Source organism: Mammaliicoccus stepanovicii, from assembly GCF_002902525.1.
GTDB lineage: Bacteria > Bacillota > Bacilli > Staphylococcales > Staphylococcaceae > Mammaliicoccus > Mammaliicoccus stepanovicii.
This window is the reverse complement of the sequence record NZ_PPQZ01000015.1, coordinates 29,125-46,298: the sequence shown is the minus strand read 5'-3', so window position 1 is coordinate 46,298 and position 17,174 is coordinate 29,125. Positions and strand designations below refer to the sequence as shown.

Sequence of the window (17,174 nt, the reverse complement as noted above, 5' to 3'; positions counted from 1 at the left end):
ATAATATTAATTATTTATTAGTCTTCTAATTTAGCAATGACTTTATGAGCTGCGATTTCTTCAAGTGCTTGTCCTACATTTTTAAGTGAACGATATTCATCTAATAATAAACTATCAGGATATTCTTGAAGCTCACGCGCTCTCTTTGCAGCAGTTGTAACAACTAAATATTTTGAGTTGATACTGTCTTTAAGTTCATTTTGTGGTGGATATAACATTATTTTTTTGCCTCCAATATCATTTTTCTATAACGTGCTTCTACACGTTCTCTCTTTAGATGTTCTGCTTCTACGATAGACTGTATTCTAGCTTTAGCTAAATCTACTTCGTCATTTACTACAACATAATCATAAAGATTCATCATTTCTACTTCTTTACGTGCCTCTAAGATACGATTTTTAATTATTTCATCAGATTCAGTACCTCTTCCAACCAATCGCTCTTTCAAATGTTCTAAACTTGGTGGTGCTAAAAATATAAACAATGCCTCTGGGAATTTCTTGCGTACTTGTTTAGCACCTTCAACTTCAATTTCCAAGAATACATCGTACCCGTTATCCATTGTATCTCTTACATATTGTACAGGTGTTCCGTAATAATTACCAACATATTCAGCATATTCGATGAATTGATCATCGGCAATTAAAGCTTCAAACTCTTCTCTTGATTTAAAGAAGTAATCTACACCGTCAGTTTCACCTTGGCGCATGTTTCTTGTTGTCATTGAGATAGAATATTTAAAATCAGTACTAGGATCATCAAAGATTGATTTTCTTACTGTTCCTTTACCGACACCAGACGGACCCGAAAGAACAATTAGCAAACCTTTTTCTATGTTCATGTCAAACGACCTTTCTTAATGAATACTAACAAATTATCATCATTTTGTTTTTTATATCTTACCATACATCAATTCTGTATGGCTAGAGAGTGTTTTAACTTTAGACAGATTTATACTCATTTATGACCTAACATGTTACAATAAATTGACTTTTGATAAAGGTGTGAATAAAAATGGCATTTGATGGATTATTTACAAGAAAAATAATAGAAGATTTACAATCTCTCGTTTCCGGGAGAATTCATAAAATTACTGAACCTAGTTCAGACACGATTATATTAACAATTCGTAGTGAAAGAACGAATAAACAATTACTATTAAATACACATGCAAATTTTAGTAGATTTCATTTAACTAAACAAAAATATGATAATCCATTCGATCCTCCGATGTTTTTACGGGTATTACGAAAACATTTAGATGGTGGCATTATACAAAGTATTAAACAAATTGGTAACGACAGATTAATTGAAATCGACATTCATTCTCGAGATGAAATTGGAGATTTAAGAAAGAGAACGCTTATTCTAGAAATAATGGGACGACATAGTAATATTATTTTAGTTGATAGCGAAAGAAAAATCATTGATGGTTTTAAGCATCATACGCCTAACACAAACACTGCACGTACTATTATGCCAGGTTTCAAATATGAATTACCACCAACAGCGAAGAAAGTTAATCCTTTTACAGTAGATGATGTAGTTAAATATATTGATTTTAACTCTGGAAAAATTGACCGACAATTATTACAACAATTCGAAGGATTCAGTCCACTCATAACTAAAGAAATTGTTTCAAGGCGTCCTTTTATGAATCAGACAACATTAGTTGAAGCATTCGATGAAGTGATAAATGATGTTCAAAAAGAACCAACTCCAGTTATATACAGTGATGAAGAAACTGGTAAAGAAATATTTTACTTTATGCCACTACATGCTTATGGCAATGATTATAAGACATTTGATACTATACATGAATGCTTAGATAGATTTTTCGAATCACGAGGAGAACGTGAACGCGTAAAACAACGCGCATTAGATTTAGTAAAAATAGTCGATCAACATTTACAAAAGAATCGACATAAACTTGAAAAATTAATTAATGAACAACAAGAAGCAAGTACTAAAGACATACAACAGTTATATGGTGAACTCATTACAGCCAATATGTATCAAATTAATCAAGGAGATAAAACTTTAGAAACGATTAATTATTATAATAATGAGCCTATAACGATCCCTTTGAATCCAACAAAATCACCTTCAATGAATGCGCAATACTATTATAAACAGTATAATAGATTAAAAACGCGTGAAATAGAATTAGAAAAACAAATCAAATTAACACAAGAGAATATTCTATATTTCGAATCACTAGAACAACAACTTTCACATATATCCGTTGAAGATATAGATGATATTAGAGAAGAATTAGAAGATGAAGGTATCGTTAAGAAAAGAAAAAACAAGAATAAGAAAAAATCAAATAAAGTTTCAGTTACGACATTTACTTCTTCAGATGGTCAAACTATATTATTAGGTAAAAATAATAAACAAAATGACTATTTAACAAATCGTTTAGCACGAAAGCATCAATTATGGTTCCATACGAAAGATATACCTGGTTCACACGTTGTCATACAAGAAGACCAACCAACAGAAACAACGATAAAAGAAGCGGCTATGATTGCAGGATTCTATTCTAAAGCGAGTCAATCTGGTCAAATACCTGTTGACTATACAGAAATAAGACATGTTCATAAGCCAAGTGGTGCTAAACCAGGATTTGTCACTTATGATCATCAAACTACACTTTATGTAACAACTGATTATGATGATATTAAAAAATTATTAAAACAATAAATAAAAAAGGCAAAATTCAAGATAAAAAGTGAATTTTGCCTTTTTTGAATTTCTGAAACTTAATGTCTCTGCCTCTTCTTTATGTTCTATGGCAGTCGTATACTACCACTTGCGCCTTACGTTTTTCTAAGGCATTTTATATCGTTTACTTCGTTTAATTAGTTATGATTTTCAGGTAACGCTAATTGGAAGTTAACTCCAAATTTATCTTGAACCCAAGCAAATTCTCTAAATGTCGGCGGCAATTCAGTTTTTGGCATAAGAATTGCACCACCTGATTTGAGTTTTGAGTATAAATTTTCCATCTCTATCGATGACTCACAAGTAACATATAAAGACATAGCGGGATTCATTTCAATATCTACGCCATTATTTTGATCGATGGCCATAAATATTTGTCCATTCATTTTGAAAATAGAATGTTGAACGGTACCTGGTTCTCCCGGCCCTTCTTCACCATATTTTACCATTGTTAAAATTTCACTATCTTGAAAAATTGATGTATAAAAATTAATGGCTTCTTCAGCTTCTCCATTAAACATTAAAAACGTTGTAATCTTTGGTATCATATATCTTCACTCCAATATCATATTTAAATATTTTTAAATGTACTATAATTTAGTATAATCTTATTATAAGCGTAAAACAAAGGAGAGATATTATGTCACTATCTTTATTGTTACCTGTCGTTATATTATTAGCAATCATATTAATAGGCTATGTATTTATTAAATTATTTTTAGGATAAATTTTTCAAAACAAAACCACCCAAAATGCACTTTGATTTTGGGTGGTTTTAAATTTGTATAAAAATTAAACTATTATCACTATTTGCTCGCAACTAAGTCGATACCAAATAGCCACGGTGCCATTAATAGCACGAATACAACGATAACGACACAACTGATTAAGTTTAGCCAAAATCCTGATGTTGCCATTTCTCGTATTGTAATTTTGTCTGTAGCAAACACAATCGCATTTGGTGGCGTACCAACTGGTAACATAAATGCACAATTTGCTGCCATAGCTGCTGGTATCATCAATGCTAATGGATGTACATGTATACCTACTGCTATTGTAGCAAGTATTGGTAATATCATCGTTGCCGTTGCCGTATTTGAAGTTATTTCAGTTAAGAATAGAACAAACAGGGCTACAATAGAGATGATAATGATAACGTTCATACCTTCAAGACCTGATATTTGTTTCCCCATCCATTTATCTAGTCCACTTTCTGTTATAGCTGATGCTACAGCTAATCCTCCACCGAATAGTAGGAGAATCCCCCATGGTAAATCTTTAGCAATAGACCAATCTAATATTCTTCCGAACTTTCGTTTAGCCGGAATAATAAACAAAATAACAGCGATAAACATTGAAATAGTACCGTCTTTAACAAGTTCTGTAAACGGTAATTGTGCTAATAGAAATTCTCTTGATACCCATAAAAATGCTGCCAAAATAAATAGAGTAAAAACGACTTTTTCTTCATATGTTGTTTTACCTAATGCAGTTAATTCTTTCGTAATAATTTCTTTACCACCAGGTAATTCTTTCATATCATGTTTAAACTTAACAAAATTTAAATATAACCATGTAATCGCTAACAAGATGATTACAGTAGGAACACCCATGATCATCCACTGTCCAAATCCAATTTCTTCATGGAAAATTTTCTCATATTGTCCTTTTAAGATAATTAACGGAGGTGTACCAATTAACGTTCCAAGTCCTCCAATTGTACCTGCATAACCTATACCTAGTACAAGAGACTTTTCAAATTTAGATAAGCTGTCTGCTTTAGCTGAATCTGTTGTTAAATCATTTGCCTCTTTAATAATTGCTAAACCAATTGGAATCATAATCATAACCGCGGCTGTATTAGATACAAACATTGACAACGCGCCTGTTGCAACCATAAATCCTAGTAAAATTCTGCCTGTACTCGTTCCTATACTCTTGATAATTACAAGAGCAATTCTCGTATGTAAATTCCATCTTTCCATTGCTAATGCAATAATAAATCCGCCTAAGAATAAGAACACAATATCATCACCGTAAGCACTTGAAACGGTAGCACTATCCATGATACCACCTAGCGGAAATAAGAATAAAGGCATTAAACTCGTTGCTGGAATCGGTATTGCTTCAGTAATCCACCACACAGCAATCCATAATGTTGCTGCCATAACAAATACACCATTTTGACTTAAACCATCTGCCTTAAAAAATAATAATATGACAATGAATAATAATGGACCTAATATTAATCCAATCAATTGAGGTGTTGTATATGATTTCGGAGGTGGCGCTGGTTCATTTTGTGATTTTAAAGAATCTGCTGAAAAAAACTTCAACATTTCTTTAGTCTTTCCACTTTCTTTCCATAGCTGATTTGTAATACTTTTCTTATTTTCCTTCATAATTTCCCCCCTCAAATATGTATACGTTTACATTTTAACAAACATTTATTAATAATTATACTATATTTCTGAAAATTCATACTAGTTAGGATAAATTTGATTGCTAACCAAAAAAGCTCACACTCTAGGATTAAAATCCTAAAATGTGAGCTTATATAATTAATTGCTTGATTTATCTGTATTAAAGAAGCCATTAGCTTCTAATTCTTTCTTTATGCTTTTAAATATATTTTTATTATCAATGTCATATCTTCTATGTCTATTAACATTCGTATTATTCGTATATCCTTCTCGTTCGAAAAAATCTTTATCTCTTACTTTATAATGGTTAAAATCAGACTGCTCTTTTGGGTCTTTATTAAGGAAATGATTAATATGACCCCATTTTTTTATTTGTTCACATTGTTCTTCAGCAGTTAGACGATGTTGGTCGTTCATTAATTCGCCCCCTTTTATGCCTATATTATAAAGTATTTTTCCAATTTTTTAAAGTTTTTATATCTGATGATTTAATATAACCTTCAGTTTCAGCTACTGTTATTAAGTCATCATAGTTAGCTAAAGTATAAAAAGGAACACCTATATCATTGAATGCTTTTTCTGCTTTTTTAAGTCCATATGTAAATATAGCGAACACGCCAACTACTTCAGCACCATCTTCTATTAAAGCTTCTACAGCATTGATTGAGGAGCCACCAGTTGAAATTAAGTCTTCTATTACAACAACTTTCTTACCTTTACTTGATGCACCTTCAATTTGATTACCTTTACCATGCCCTTTGCTTTTAGATCTTACGTAACTCATTGGTAATCCTAGTTTATCAGCTATAAACGCTGCGTGAGGAATACCAGCAGTTGCTGTCCCAGATATAATGTGTACATCATTCGCATGTTTACGGATTAATTCAATTAATCCATTATATATTTGTTGTCTAATTTCAGGATATGCTAATGTGACTCTATTATCACAATAAATTGGTGATTTAATACCTGAACTCCACGTATAAGGTTCTTCTGGAGAGAGTGTAACTGCCTTAATATCTAATAATGATTGTTCAATATTTGTCGTCATCTTTATTATCCTTTCCATCTCTGTAATATGTCGTGATATCGTGAAACAGGATCTTCATGTTCTGTTATCGAACGTCCAACCACTATGTGAGTAGAGCCAAGTTTTTTTGCGTCTTCAGGTGTTGTGACTCTCTGTTGATCATGCGTTTTGTCTGATTCTAAACGAATACCAGGTGTTACTTTTAAAAATGTTTCCCCTAATTCATCTTTAATTAGTTTTGATTCAAGCGGTGAACATACAACTCCATCTAACTTTGCAACTTTGGCTTTTCTTGCATAATGTAAAACAGAATCTTCTACAGATGTTTGTATATTTTGATCGTCATTCATTTGTTCTGTTGAAGTTGATGTTAACTGCGTTACAGCTATGAGCTTAGCATCAGGATTTGTTGACCTTAATCCCGCTAATCCTGCTTCCATCATTTGGACGCCTCCTGCTGCATGGACATTTATTAAATCTATGTCAAATTTACCTAAACCGTTTAATGCACCATACACAGTATTAGGAATATCATGCAACTTTAAATCTAAGAATATATCATGGCCTCTTGATTTAATTTTTTTAATAATATCGATTCCATTTTGTAAGTATAATTCCATGCCTATTTTCACAAAAAGTGGTTCGTCGAATAAATTTAAGAATTCCTCTACTTCTTCAACAGTAGCAAAATCTAATGCAATGATTGGTATATCTTTCATTTATTTTACAACTCCTTCTTGTTGATAAGCTCTTCCTTGTAACTCTAAAATGTGATCTACGCCTAATTGGTCTAATAAAGTAGGTAATTCATCAATGATATCTTTACAAACAGTTGGATTTTCAAAATTCGCAGTCCCCACAGCTACTGCAGATGCACCAACAGAAATATAGTCAATTACATCTTGAGCGTGACGTACACCGCCCATTGCTATAATCGGAATATCTACGTTTTGACTCACTTCGTAAACCATTCGCATTGCGACTGGTTTAATTGCCGGTCCACTTAATCCTCCAATAGTATTACTAATGATTGGTTTTCCAGTTTTGTGATCTACTCTCAAACCTACTAAAGTATTAATCATTGTAATTCCGTCAGCGTATTCAGCAATGGCTTTTGCCATCTCAACAATATTTGTTACATTTGGAGACAATTTCACATATACCGGTACTTTAGATACTGCCTTGACGCGTTTCGTTAAGTCCTTTGCTACTTCAGGTACAGTCCCAAATTGAATACCTCCTTCTTTCACATTAGGACAAGAAATATTCAATTCCAGGGCATGTACATTTGGTGATTTTGAAATTTGTTCTGCAACATAAACATATTCCTCTTCTGTTGATCCTGCAACATTTGCGATAATGGGTACATTAAATTTCTCTAAATATTTCAACTCATGATTTATAATATGTTCTACGCCTGGATTTTGTAATCCGATTGCATTTAACATACCACTTGCAGTTTCCGCAACTCTTGGTGTTTCATTACCAAAGCGTGATTCTTTCGTTGCTGCCTTAATCATGATTGCACCTAATTCTGACAAATCATAAAACTGACTGAATTCTTTACCGAATGCAAAGCAACCACTTGCGGGCATGATCGGATTTTTCAAATTTAATCCCGGCAATGACATATTTAATCTACTCATATAATTACCGCTCCTTTTTCAAATACTGGGCCATCTGTACAAACTTTAACGTATCCTTCTTTGTTATCTGTATGACATACACATGCATAACATGCGCCTATTCCACATCCCATACGTTCTTCTAATGAAATATATCCTTTCACATTGGCTAATTGCTCTGTTAAAGCTTGTAACATTGCTTTAGGACCACAACTGTAGAATATATCATATGTTTGTTCAATGTTTTCAATTACATTTGTAACAAAGCCTGTTGTCCCTAAACTTCCATCAACTGTAGCAACGTAAGTGTCTCCTAATGCTTCAAAATTCTCAACGTAAAATGCATCTTTGGCACTTTGAAAACCTAATACATGAATGGTCTGTATCCCCTTATTGTTTAGTTGTTTAGAAAGTTCATATAAAGGAGGTACACCTATTCCACCTCCGACTAATAGTGCAACTTTCTCAGCTTCATCTACAGGAAATCCATTACCTAATGGCGCAATCACATCAATGGTATCTCCAGATTTTAAGGATGATATTTTTTCAGTTCCGCTTCCTTCTTTTCGAAAAAGCATCGTGAACATTTCATGTTCTCGATCCACTTCACAAATTGAAATGGGTCTTCTCAACATATGTTCAGTTCCTGTACCTGCTTTAATATGGACGAATTGCCCAGGATTTTTCATATTTTTCGTTAAATCACCTTGCACTTTTAGTTCGAAAATCGAATCTGCTATTTGATTATTAGATACAACCGTCATTAACTTCGACATTGTATGCCCCCTCTACATTTGATCCGTTTTAAATGTCATACTCTCTATGACAACTGCTAAAGCATTAGCCGTATCTAGCGATGTTAAGCATGGTATACCGTTTTCTACTGATTCTCTTCTAATTTGGAAGCCATCTCTTTCATAAACTTTACCTTTAGTCATTGTATTAATAACTAGCTGTACTTCACCATTTCTAATCGCGCTTAAAATGTCATGTTCATGACCTATTTTACCTACTGTAAAGACTGGAATGTTATATTCTTCGAAGTATTTTGCTGTGCCTTTTGTAGCAAATATTCGATAACCTATTTCATAAAATCGTTTCGCAATATTTAGTGCTTCTTCTTTATCTTTATCGCTCACTGTGAATAATACTGTACCGTGATCTTGCACTTGTAAACCACTAGCCGTTAATCCTTTATAAAGTGCTTTTTCAAGTGTACTATCTTTACCCATGACCTCACCAGTAGACTTCATTTCTGGCCCTAATGTGATATCAACATTCTTTAATTTATTAAAGCTAAATACAGGGGCTTTTACATATACGCCTTCTTTATAAGGTACTAATCCACTTTCATATCCTTGTTCATTTAAAGATATATTCAATATTGATTTAGTTGCTATTTTGGCCATTGGAATGTCCGTTATTTTGCTTAAAAATGGTACGGTTCTACTTGCACGTGGATTGACTTCAAGTACAAAAACTTCTCCTTTTGAAAGGACAAATTGAATGTTTATAAGACCAATTATGTTTAAGCCTTTAGCCAATTTCGTCGTATAATCTACAAGCATCTCTATTTCTTGTTCACTTAAAGTTTGTGGTGGGTATACAGCAATGGAATCGCCTGAGTGTACACCAGCTCGTTCTATATGTTCCATAATACCCGGTATGACAACTGTCTCTCCATCAGAAATAGCATCAACTTCTATTTCTTTACCTGTTAAATATCTGTCAATGAGCACGGGATGTTCAGGACTTGCCTTCACTGCTTGTTCCATATAATTTCTTAGTTCTTCTTCAGCATAAACAATTTCCATAGCTCTACCTCCAAGTACGTATGAAGGTCTTACAACAATTGGATAACCAATTTCTTTTGCATTATCTGTTGCTTCCTGTACTGATGTAGCTGTAATTCCTAATGGTTGTGGTACTTTTATTTTTTGAAGTAACGCCTCAAATTCTTTTCTATCTTCTGCTCTGTTTAAATCTTCTAAAGATGTACCCAGTATTTGAATACCTTTTTCAGAAATTTTATCTGCAAGATTAATTGCTGTTTGTCCGCCAAATTGCACCACTACACCTTTAGGTTGTTCGTGATTAATAATACTCATGACATCTTCTTCAGTTAATGGTTCAAAATATAATTTATCAGATATTGAAAAATCAGTAGATACTGTTTCTGGGTTATTATTAACAATAATTGCTTCATAACCTGCTTCTTGAATTGCCCAGACTGCGTGAACAGTTGCATAATCGAATTCTACACCTTGTCCTATTCTTATAGGGCCAGATCCTAATACGATTATCTTGTCTTTGTCAGATACAATGGACTCATTCTCTTGTTCATATGTGCCGTAGAAGTATGGTGTTTCTGATTCAAATTCAGCAGCACACGTGTCTACTGTTTTGTATACTGGATTAATATGATTTACTTGTCTTAAATCATAAATTTCACGCTCTGTTTGTTCCCATCTATGTGCGATGACTTTATCACTAAATCCATATTGTTTTGCCCATTGTAGCATTTCAAGATTGCCTTTGTTTAATTTCAAATCATGTTCAATGTCGATGATATGTTTAAACTTATTTAAGAAGAAGTAATCAATTTGAGTCAGCTCATGTATTCTTTCTAATGAAGTGCCACGTCTAATTGCTTCTCCAATGAAGAATAAGCGCTCATCATCTTGGGCTTTAATTCTTTCTTCTATAAAATCTAATTCAAATGCTTCTCCATTTGGTAATCCTAGATGATGAACTCCGTATTCTAAAGAGCGGATGGCTTTTAACAATGACTCTTCATATGTTCTACCAATTGCCATCACTTCACCAGTTGCTTTCATTTGTGTTCCAAGATGACGTTCACCTTTTTCAAATTTATCAAATGGAAATCTAGGAATTTTAGAGACAACATAATCTAATGCTGGCTCAAATGCTGCGTATGATGTACCAGTTACGGGGTTCAACATTTCGTCTAACGTCATTCCTACTGCAATTTTTGCTGCTAATTTGGCGATAGGGTAACCAGTCGCTTTCGACGCTAATGCCGATGAACGTGATACTCTAGGATTCACCTCTATAATATAATAATTTAAAGAATCTGGATCGAGTGCAAGTTGTACATTACACCCGCCTTCTATTTTTAAAGCACGAATAATCTTTAACGATACATCTCTTAACATTTGATATTCAATATCTGAAAGTGTTTGGCTAGGTGCTACAACAATTGAGTCACCAGTATGAATACCTACAGGATCAATATTTTCCATATTACATACAACTATGGCACTATCATTTTTATCACGCATAACTTCGTATTCTATCTCTTTATATCCTGCGATAGATTTTTCTAATAAACATTGTGATACAGGGCTATATTTCAATCCGTTCTGAACAACTTCTCGGAGTTCCTTTTCATCATGACAAATTCCGCCTCCTGTTCCACCCATCGTAAATGCCGGGCGTACAATTAGCGGATATCCAATTTCATTTGCAAATGCAATAGCACCATCTAAATCGTTTATGATATCACTTTCTGGTACTGGTTCATTTAGTTCATTCATTAAACTTCTAAATAATTCTCTGTCTTCTGCTTGATGAATAGAAGCAAGTTGTGTACCTAATAAACGCACATTATTTTCTTCTAATACACCATTTTCATGAAGTTCAATTGCCATGTTCAAACCTGTTTGTCCACCTAGTGTTGGTAACAAAGCATCAGGCTGCTCTTTACGAATGATTCTACTCACAAAATCTAAAGTTAACGGTTCTATGTAAACAGTGTCAGCAATCTCTGTATCTGTCATAATCGTTGCTGGATTTGAATTCACAAGTATAACTTTATATCCTTCTTCTTTAAGTGCTAAGCAAGCTTGTGTTCCTGCATAATCAAATTCTGCAGCTTGTCCTATAATAATTGGTCCTGAACCGATTACAAGGATGGATTTGATATCTGTTTGTTTAGGCATTGATTGTTTGCTCCTTCGCTTTATAAGATTTGATCATTTCAATAAATTCGTCGAATAAATAATTTGAGTCATGTGGTCCAGGTGATGCTTCTGGGTGATATTGTACTGAAAATGCAGGATAAGTTTTGTGTTTTAATCCTTCAATTGATCTATCGTTTAAAGCGATATGTGTAATTTCCAAGTCTGTATGCTTTATTGATGCTTCATCTATTGCATATCCATGATTTTGACTTGTTAAATCTACTCTACCTGTTACTAAGTTTTGTACTGGATGATTCGCACCTCTATGTCCAAATTTCATTTTGAATGACGTTGCCCCTTGTGACAATGCGAATAGCTGATGACCTAAACATATTCCGAAAAATGGTATCTTTCCAACAATACTTTGAATTGTTTTTATCGTGTCTTGAACACTTTCAGGGTTCCCAGGTCCATTAGAAACCATAATGCCATCCGGAGAAATATTTAATATTTCTTCTAACGATGTTTGATAAGGCACAACTGTTACATCACAGCCTCTACGATTTAATTCACGAACGATGTTTTCTTTCTTGCCATAATCGATAAGTACAATTTTATAGCCATCACCAGTTGAAATGTATGGTCTGACTGAAGAGACTTGAGATACTTCATTCTTTAATTCAGGTAGTGTTTTTAAATTTTCTACTAAGGTTGTAATTTCCTGTTCATCGTCTGTAAATCCTGCTTTTAATACCCCGTGTTTTCTTATTTTACGTGTTAAGCTTCTTGTATCAACACCAGATATTCCAGGTATTTTATAAAACTTCATCATTTCATCCAATGATTTACTCGATCTAAAATTACTAGGATTTAAACACGCTTCTCTTACTACAATGCCATTTAATGTTGGTCTTAATGATTCAAAATCATCACGATTTATACCATAATTGCCAATTAAAGGATATGTAAATGTAATAATTTGGCCAGTATAAGAAGGATCAGATATCGTTTCTTGGTATCCTGTCATCGATGTATTAAACACGATTTCTCCCATTAACAATTCGTCAGAACCTAAAGCGTAACCTTTATAAACTGTACCATCTTCAAGAACTAAGTATCTTTTATTTAACATATGTGAAATCCTCCTTGAAGACTATTTTTCCATCGCATATTGTTAGAATTGGATAACCTGTAACTACTTCACCAATAAATGGCGTATTGCTACTTTTAGATTCAAATTCCTCAGCATTGATTGGACGTTCTGTTTCTAAGTCAATAATCGTAATATCCGCTATCGCACCTTCTTCTAAACGACCATATGGTAAATTGAAAATATCACTCGGTTTAGTCGTTAAAAATGCTACGAGTTCTTCAAGTGTGAAGATTCCTCGTTTAACTAGATTTGTATAAAGGAGTTGGAATGCTGTTTCACTTCCAACAATACCAAATGGTGCATCTACCATTGATACTTCTTTCTCTTCTTTAGCATGTGGTGCATGATCTGTTGCGATGCAATCAATTGTTCCATCACGTAAACCTTCGATGAGTGCGTCTCGATCTTCAATAGCTCTTAAAGGTGGATTCATCTTGTAGATTGCATCATCTCCTGGCACGTCATTTTCAGTTAATAATAAATGATGAGGTGTAACTTCAGCTGTTACTTTAATACCTGCTTTTTTCGCATCTCTTATTACTCTTACACTTTCTTTCGTAGAAACATGACAAACATGATAATGACAATTTGCCGCTTCTGCCAATAATACATCTCTTGCTATTTGTACTGACTCACAAATTGCAGGTATACCTGGTATATTTAATTCTTCACTTCTCTTACCTTCATGCATGGCTCCACCATATATAAGTGAGTTATCTTCACAATGTGCAACGATTGCTTTATCAATCTTGGCTGCTTCTTTCATTGCTTCATACATCATCGAAGCAGTTTGTACACCTACGCCATCATCTGTAAATTGGAACATGCCAACCTCTTTCAATGCTTTAAAGTCTACATGTTCTTTTCCAGCTTGTCTCACTGTAATTGAAGCATATGGTAATACGCGTACAGCTGCATGTTTATTTATCGTTTCATGTAAACGTTGCAGGTTCTCAACTGAATCTGGAACTGGTTTAGTATTAGGCATTGGACACACTGTCGTGAACCCACCACGTGCAGCTGCCTTCGTACCTGTTTCAATTGTTTCTTTATGTTCTCCTCCTGGCTCTCTTAGATGTACATGTACATCTACAAGTCCAGCAGATATAAAATGTCCTTTAGCATCTATTACTTCATGGTTACGTTTTTCGATTGAATCCGCAATTTTATTTATTTTTCCATCTACAATTTCAATTTCTTTCGCTATAAGTTGACCATTTGATAATATCTTCCCGTTTTTGATTATAAGTGACATTTTACTTTCTCCTCCTTGAAATTAAGAACATTGTTTAAGCAAGCCATTCTCACGAACACACCATTTTCCATTTGTTTGAAGATCCTAGACTTTGAACTTTCAACTAGCGTCGTATCAATTTCTACGCCTCTATTAATTGGAGCAGGATGCATAACGATTGCACGGTCTTTTAGTTTTTCATATCTATCTAATGTTAATCCAAAATTCTTATGATAATCATCTTTACTGAAGCTCTTGCCACTTACATGTCTTTCGCTTTGAACTCTTAATAACATGCATACATCTACTTCTTCTATAACATCATCAATATCTACATATTGTGTGTTAGTAATATCACATTTCCATTGGTCTGGTGCAGAGAATAAAACTTCTGCACCTAGTTTTGTTAATGCTTCAGCATTACTTCTTGCAACTCTTGAGTTTTTAATGTCACCTGAAATTAATATCTTTAATCCTTTGAAGTATCCATATTCTTCATATATTGTCATAATGTCTAATAAACTCTGTGTTGGGTGTTGTCCGCTTCCATCTCCACCGTTCAGTATAGGAATATTTAGATCTTCTAATGATTCGTAATATTCATTTTCACTATGTCTAATAACTAACGCATCTACACCTATTGATTCTAATGTTTTGCACGTGTCGTAGAGTGTTTCACCTTTTTGAACTGATGACGTACTTATCTCGAAAGGAATGATGTCCATTCCTAATTTTCTTTCTGCCATTTCAAAACTACATTTTGTACGTGTTGAATTTTCATAGAATAAATTTGCTACCGTTAATTTCTTATTTAATGGTTGTACTCCATTTTCCTTCATATCTAGTGCTTCGTGTATAATTTTTAGAATTTCCTCTTTCGACAAATCAGTCATAGTTAATAAATTTTTCAAGTGACATACCTCCTGAGATTTATTTTAATTTCTTAGGTAAAATCAAGTTCAGTAATATACCTACAGTTGCTGCTAAAGCCATACCTTCAATGTTTAAGTGAATACCTATTCCTGTGAAATCCAAGTGTGCTTTTCCAATTCCTAATACTAATATTACTGATGCGATAATTAAGTTTCTGTTGTCTCCAAAGTCTATGTTGTTTTCTACTAACATTCTTAATCCACTTGAGGCAATAATTCCAAACAAGAGGATGGATACGCCACCCATAACTGGTGTAGGTATCGTTGATATCATTGCTGTAAATTTACCAACAAAGCCTAGTATTAATGCAAGTGTTGCTGCGCCACCTATAACCCATATGCTATAAATTCGAGTTATTGCAAGTACGCCTATATTCTCTCCATATGTTGTACTTGGAGGACCACCTATTATTGATGAAACCATTGTTGAGACACCATCACCTATTAATGAACGATGTAAACCTGGGTCTTTAAAGAAGTTTCTGCCGACAATTTTGTTTATAACAATTTGATGTCCTATATGCTCACTTACCGTAACAAATACGATAGGGAGCATGATAAGGATGAGTCCCCATTGTATTGTTGGTGTGTAGTCATGGAATGGCACGTATATGTCAGGTAGTTGTAACCATTTTGCTTTCGAAATGGGTGCTAAGTCGACGATTCCAAACCAAAGAGATGAAACATAACCTACGATGATACCAATGAGTACTGGAATAATTGATAAAAATCCTTTAAAGAATATCGATACAATAATCGTCGTAATTAATGTAATAAGTGCTACACCAATGTATATCCCGCTATAACCTTTCATTGCATTTGAATCGGTATACATCGCCATGTTCACGGCTACTGGCGCAAGTCCTAGCCCAATCACCATAATTACTGGGCCTACAACTACTGGAGGTAGCAAGTTAAGTAACCAATTCGTACCTGTTATTTTGATGATGATACCGATAATGACGTATAAAATACCACTCATGAACAATGCGACTAGCATTTCTCCTAAATCATGACTTTTCAAGCCAACAATAATCGGTGTGATAAATGCAAAACTCGATCCTAAGTATGCTGGTATCTTTCCTTTAGTAATTAAGATATATAACAATGTACCTAAACCTGATGCAATTAGTGCAGCTGATACAGGTAACCCTGTTAAAAAAGGTACAAGTACTGTTGCCCCAAACATTGCAAATAAGTGTTGAGAACTTAAGAAAAACCATTGTATTGCTTTCGGTTTTTCATTTACATCTAAAATGGGTTCTACTGTTCTTTCAAACATTTCTTCGTTGTGTGACATATTCATTCTCCTATTCAAAAAAGATCCCTTTGCACAAGTCGCAAAGGGATCTATGGGTATAGAGAGACCTATCGTTATAGTATAGGTGCTCTATTCATATATTCCTTTGCCAGTCTCTCGTACTGATTTAAAAGGATTTATTTAGTTTAAAGTTACTGCTGTTTGTTTATCGTATTCTTCAAGCTCTACTACAATTGATTCATTAGATGCTGTTGGTACATTTTTCCCAACATAATCTGCTCTTATCGGCAGTTCTCTATGACCTCTATCAACTAATGTTGCTAAACTTATCTTTCGAGGTCTTGCATGATCTAGTATCGCGTCTAATGATGCTCTTACTGTTCGACCTGTGTACAATACATCGTCTACAATTATGACGTGTTTATCATTGATATCTACATCAATATCGAATGATTTAACTTTAATCGTACTTTGTTGATTTTGTACATCATCTCGATAATGTGTTACGTCGATTTCACCTGTTGGTACTTTAACTTGTTCTATTGAATCAATTTTCTCTTTAAGTCTATTCGCTAAAAAGACACCGCGTGTTTTAACGCCTAGTAAGACAATATCTTTCGTGCCTTTATTCTTTTCAAGAATTTCATGAGACATTCTTGTTAAAGCTCGGTTAACAGCTGCATCATCCATAATGATTCTTTCGACCATAACTATATCTCCTTCCACAAAAAAATACTCACGTCTTTAGAAAGACATGAGTATATACTGGTACCATTAGAATGGTCCACACGTACATATTATGTCTTTCCAGCCTCTCTGGACTGTCCTTTAAAGACGCTTAAGTTGTTATATATATAGTATCGTTT

At 33.8% G+C, this 17,174-nt stretch carries 16 protein-coding genes; 1 reads left to right on the top strand and 15 read right to left on the bottom strand.

Annotated elements, in window-relative coordinates; translation table 11 throughout:
- Positions 1-17: 17 nt before the first annotated feature.
- Positions 18-218, bottom strand: a complete 201-nt coding sequence (gene rpoZ, locus CD111_RS02835) for a DNA-directed RNA polymerase subunit omega (RefSeq protein WP_095088455.1) — start codon at positions 216-218, stop codon at positions 18-20.
- A complete protein-coding gene (gmk, locus tag CD111_RS02830) occupies positions 218-841 on the bottom strand; it encodes a guanylate kinase (RefSeq protein ID WP_095088457.1) in 624 nt (207 codons plus the stop codon). The genes rpoZ and gmk overlap by 1 nt, the downstream gene beginning before the upstream one ends.
- Before the next feature lie 173 nt (positions 842-1,014).
- Between gmk and CD111_RS02825 the strand changes: the two genes are divergently transcribed.
- Positions 1,015-2,706, top strand: a complete 1,692-nt coding sequence (locus CD111_RS02825) for an Rqc2 family fibronectin-binding protein (RefSeq protein WP_095088459.1) — start codon at positions 1,015-1,017, stop codon at positions 2,704-2,706.
- Between the two features lie 158 nt (positions 2,707-2,864).
- On the opposite strand, the gene CD111_RS02820 is transcribed toward CD111_RS02825, so the two are convergent.
- From CD111_RS02820 to pyrR, 13 genes are all read right to left on the bottom strand, one after another.
- A complete protein-coding gene (locus tag CD111_RS02820) occupies positions 2,865-3,275 on the bottom strand; it encodes a VOC family protein (RefSeq protein ID WP_095088461.1) in 411 nt (136 codons plus the stop codon).
- Positions 3,276-3,533: 258 nt separating this feature from the next.
- A complete protein-coding gene (locus tag CD111_RS02815; protein ID WP_188350527.1) occupies positions 3,534-5,129 on the bottom strand; it encodes an SLC13 family permease in 1,596 nt (531 codons plus the stop codon).
- Between the two features lie 159 nt (positions 5,130-5,288).
- Positions 5,289-5,567 (bottom strand): hypothetical protein, encoded by a 279-nt coding sequence (locus tag CD111_RS02810; protein ID WP_095088463.1) that lies wholly within the window; start codon positions 5,565-5,567, stop codon positions 5,289-5,291.
- 25 nt (positions 5,568-5,592) lie between these two features.
- Complete coding sequence (gene pyrE / locus CD111_RS02805; protein WP_095088465.1) at positions 5,593-6,201, bottom strand: orotate phosphoribosyltransferase; 609 nt, start codon at positions 6,199-6,201, stop codon at positions 5,593-5,595.
- Between the two features lie 5 nt (positions 6,202-6,206).
- Positions 6,207-6,899, bottom strand: a complete 693-nt coding sequence (gene pyrF, locus CD111_RS02800) for an orotidine-5'-phosphate decarboxylase (protein WP_095088467.1) — start codon at positions 6,897-6,899, stop codon at positions 6,207-6,209.
- Positions 6,900-7,826 (bottom strand): dihydroorotate dehydrogenase, encoded by a 927-nt coding sequence (locus tag CD111_RS02795; protein WP_095088469.1) that lies wholly within the window; start codon positions 7,824-7,826, stop codon positions 6,900-6,902.
- Positions 7,823-8,581, bottom strand: a complete 759-nt coding sequence (locus CD111_RS02790; protein ID WP_095088470.1) for a dihydroorotate dehydrogenase electron transfer subunit — start codon at positions 8,579-8,581, stop codon at positions 7,823-7,825. Before CD111_RS02790 ends, CD111_RS02795 begins: the two co-directional genes overlap by 4 nt.
- A 12-nt stretch (positions 8,582-8,593) precedes the next feature.
- Positions 8,594-11,767, bottom strand: a complete 3,174-nt coding sequence (gene carB / locus CD111_RS02785; protein WP_095088472.1) for a carbamoyl-phosphate synthase large subunit — start codon at positions 11,765-11,767, stop codon at positions 8,594-8,596.
- Positions 11,760-12,860, bottom strand: a complete 1,101-nt coding sequence (locus CD111_RS02780) for a carbamoyl phosphate synthase small subunit (RefSeq protein WP_095088474.1) — start codon at positions 12,858-12,860, stop codon at positions 11,760-11,762. The genes carB and CD111_RS02780 overlap by 8 nt, the downstream gene beginning before the upstream one ends.
- Complete coding sequence (locus tag CD111_RS02775; RefSeq protein ID WP_095088476.1) at positions 12,850-14,136, bottom strand: dihydroorotase; 1,287 nt, start codon at positions 14,134-14,136, stop codon at positions 12,850-12,852. Before CD111_RS02775 ends, CD111_RS02780 begins: the two co-directional genes overlap by 11 nt.
- Positions 14,124-15,026, bottom strand: coding sequence for an aspartate carbamoyltransferase catalytic subunit (locus CD111_RS02770; RefSeq protein ID WP_095088478.1), 903 nt, complete (start codon positions 15,024-15,026; stop codon positions 14,124-14,126). The genes CD111_RS02775 and CD111_RS02770 overlap by 13 nt, the downstream gene beginning before the upstream one ends.
- 19 nt (positions 15,027-15,045) lie before the next feature.
- Positions 15,046-16,347 (bottom strand): uracil-xanthine permease family protein, encoded by a 1,302-nt coding sequence (locus tag CD111_RS02765; RefSeq protein WP_095088480.1) that lies wholly within the window; start codon positions 16,345-16,347, stop codon positions 15,046-15,048.
- A gap of 141 nt (positions 16,348-16,488) precedes the next feature.
- A complete protein-coding gene (pyrR, locus tag CD111_RS02760; protein ID WP_095088482.1) occupies positions 16,489-17,016 on the bottom strand; it encodes a bifunctional pyr operon transcriptional regulator/uracil phosphoribosyltransferase PyrR in 528 nt (175 codons plus the stop codon).
- Positions 17,017-17,174 lie beyond the last annotated feature (158 nt).

What these genes read in the sequence shown, in the direction of transcription:
- rpoZ (WP_095088455.1), bottom strand. Translation starts at nt 218, where the DNA reads ATGTTATATCCACCACAAAATGAACTTAAAGACAGTATCAACTCAAAA.
- gmk (WP_095088457.1), bottom strand. Translation starts at nt 841, where the DNA reads ATGAACATAGAAAAAGGTTTGCTAATTGTTCTTTCGGGTCCGTCTGGT.
- CD111_RS02825 (WP_095088459.1), top strand. Translation starts at nt 1,015, where the DNA reads ATGGCATTTGATGGATTATTTACAAGAAAAATAATAGAAGATTTACAA.
- CD111_RS02820 (WP_095088461.1), bottom strand. Translation starts at nt 3,275, where the DNA reads ATGATACCAAAGATTACAACGTTTTTAATGTTTAATGGAGAAGCTGAA.
- CD111_RS02815 (WP_188350527.1), bottom strand. Translation starts at nt 5,129, where the DNA reads ATGAAGGAAAATAAGAAAAGTATTACAAATCAGCTATGGAAAGAAAGT.
- CD111_RS02810 (WP_095088463.1), bottom strand. Translation starts at nt 5,567, where the DNA reads ATGAACGACCAACATCGTCTAACTGCTGAAGAACAATGTGAACAAATA.
- pyrE (WP_095088465.1), bottom strand. Translation starts at nt 6,201, where the DNA reads ATGACGACAAATATTGAACAATCATTATTAGATATTAAGGCAGTTACA.
- pyrF (WP_095088467.1), bottom strand. Translation starts at nt 6,899, where the DNA reads ATGAAAGATATACCAATCATTGCATTAGATTTTGCTACTGTTGAAGAA.
- CD111_RS02795 (WP_095088469.1), bottom strand. Translation starts at nt 7,826, where the DNA reads ATGAGTAGATTAAATATGTCATTGCCGGGATTAAATTTGAAAAATCCG.
- CD111_RS02790 (WP_095088470.1), bottom strand. Translation starts at nt 8,581, where the DNA reads ATGTCGAAGTTAATGACGGTTGTATCTAATAATCAAATAGCAGATTCG.
- carB (WP_095088472.1), bottom strand. Translation starts at nt 11,767, where the DNA reads ATGCCTAAACAAACAGATATCAAATCCATCCTTGTAATCGGTTCAGGA.
- CD111_RS02780 (WP_095088474.1), bottom strand. Translation starts at nt 12,860, where the DNA reads ATGTTAAATAAAAGATACTTAGTTCTTGAAGATGGTACAGTTTATAAA.
- CD111_RS02775 (WP_095088476.1), bottom strand. Translation starts at nt 14,136, where the DNA reads ATGTCACTTATAATCAAAAACGGGAAGATATTATCAAATGGTCAACTT.
- CD111_RS02765 (WP_095088480.1), bottom strand. Translation starts at nt 16,347, where the DNA reads ATGTCACACAACGAAGAAATGTTTGAAAGAACAGTAGAACCCATTTTA.
- pyrR (WP_095088482.1), bottom strand. Translation starts at nt 17,016, where the DNA reads ATGGTCGAAAGAATCATTATGGATGATGCAGCTGTTAACCGAGCTTTA.